The 2,004-nt window shown below is 35.5% G+C and carries 3 protein-coding genes; all 3 read right to left on the minus strand.

The features are described 5' to 3' along the window. The coding region (locus K941_RS0112385) for a hypothetical protein (protein WP_029103838.1) at window positions 1-382 on the minus strand (382 nt) is incomplete at its 3' end. 394 nt (window positions 383-776) lie between these two features. After that, complete coding sequence (locus tag K941_RS0112395) at window positions 777-1,457, minus strand: GAD-like domain-containing protein (protein ID WP_029103839.1); 681 nt, start codon at window positions 1,455-1,457, stop codon at window positions 777-779. An 8-nt stretch (window positions 1,458-1,465) separates the two neighbouring features. Then, window positions 1,466-1,813 (minus strand): polymorphic toxin type 15 domain-containing protein, encoded by a 348-nt coding sequence (locus K941_RS16960; protein WP_084137771.1) that lies wholly within the window; start codon window positions 1,811-1,813, stop codon window positions 1,466-1,468. Between the last annotated feature and the right edge of the window lie 191 nt (window positions 1,814-2,004).

The following is a 2,004-nucleotide window of genomic DNA, read 5'->3' on the forward strand; positions in this document are numbered from 1 at the left end:
AACCGTTCGTGGTGAGCTTGTCGAACCATAACGGTTTTCCGCCACCCATCAACAAGCTCAGGACGAACGGAAAACCTAGTTTTGCAGGAAGTCTATTATCAAAACCAAATAAAATACCTCTTTCACTGGGTAAACTATCTATCCTTGGATTTTCATTATTAACATCAATTTCCTTTATTATAGAAACCGAACGAACTTCCTTTCCCAAAAAAACACTCCATTGTTCAAAATCTTTAGCATAAAAAGGTATGGATTCATCCGAATTCTCTAGTAACCATTCCGCTGTCTGACCCATCTCATTCTTTTCAACCCATAATACAAGTGTATTTCCACTAGGATCATCACTAAAACCAATCACCAAGCCGTCTTCAAAATATACCAAAATAGAGCCATTGCTTAAAGAAAAAAATCTTTTGGATCTATCTCAAAATAATTAATCAAATCATCAATAGATTCAGTATTAAAACGAATCATGTTTACGATTTTTCGACCTTTTAGGCTTGAGAGTAAACTTATAAGTTTACTTGGCGTAGATAAATCATAAATTGGGGTAATCATTTGGTATTCTTTCTCGCTTCTAGAACGGACGAAATCATAGGAAATAAAGCCGTAAAAGACTATTTTACGGCTTATGCCAGCTACATTGTCCAATCTTGCAGTTAGAGAGACTGAGCAAGGGTTAGGTCAAGGTGTAGATAGGTAGAAAACAAACTAAATATAGCTTAAATAAGGTATAAAATAGTTCTAAATAGTATTTATTTAGAACTACTACTGTTTTATTTAAAAATATCACTAAATGAAGTGCCACGACTGACTGGAGGTTGAAATTGATACAACATATCCGTATAAACATCCATACGCACTTTAATTAGGCGTTCAATGATAATCTGCTCATCAGGTAATAACATATAAAATGGCTCAAAAGCATACATTTCATCAGGTGATAATACCCCTAGTTTTTTAACTGCTCTTTCAAAAAGGGGTTCGTCTTGAATGTCTGTGATGTCAAAATCTGCTATGTCAGATTTTAAGTAAAGTAATGTGGATATGCTTGCTCCAAAGTCATCATCGGGTTCTTGCAATTGTTTATCATCAGCCCAGATAGTGTTGTATTGTGGTTGAATTTGAATAATTCGCTTTGTTCTTTCACCATATAACAAACATTCACCAAATGCGGTTCTGGCTATACAATAAAAATTATCAAGTTGTAGATATTTGGTATTGTCCAGCCAAGTATCTACAAGATATTGATAATCATCAGGATTGACAATCCATAATAAGCCATTATGAAAACTGCACCACCCCAATTCTTGCCAAATACGCAGTAAAGAACTTGGTAGTTTATTTTCCCAATTCAAGATGACTTGACTATCCACTTTTTGGGAAAAGGTTGGTTTTCCTCTTTGTTCAAGGAAAAACTCATACCATCCTTGCAATCTTTTTGATTGGAATGACATATCTATACCTATTTGATTGTGAATGAAATATTCATTTTGGTAGCACCAGATTTTTTTAATTTCTCTGCCGCTTCTTTAAGTTGAGAAACGCGTTTTCCATCTGCCCATCCCCCACCAATCGCACCATTGGCTGAGCGACTGCCCATATGCTTGATTTGTGAGAAACTACCACCAACAACTTGATCTGGATCGTGAAGTGCTGCCAGTTTGCTGGCAATTTCTTCTGTACGATCTTTGGCATATTTTTTGATCTCTGCTTGGCTTAAATTTTGATACTGTGGTTTTCCACATATACTGTTTTCAATAGTTGTTTGTAGCCCGTAGGTTGGGTGGAGCGATAGCGATACCCAACAGATTCAAGGCTTGGCTTAAAATGCTGGGTTATATAGATTTAGATTATGGGTATATTACCAGTCTAGTTCACCTTTGGATTTCTTATAATTTTCTGTAACAGAAAGACTATAACCTAATCCAAATATGTCTTTTAGTTGGTACTTGGTGGCTTCTATTGTACAAAATGACAAATCATCATCAACGATATTGGTTA

It is taken from the genome of Moraxella caprae DSM 19149 (assembly GCF_000426885.1).
GTDB classification, from domain to species: Bacteria; Pseudomonadota; Gammaproteobacteria; order Pseudomonadales; family Moraxellaceae; genus Moraxella; species Moraxella caprae.

What these genes read in the sequence shown, in the direction of transcription:
- K941_RS0112395 (WP_029103839.1), bottom strand. Translation starts at nt 1,457, where the DNA reads ATGTCATTCCAATCAAAAAGATTGCAAGGATGGTATGAGTTTTTCCTT.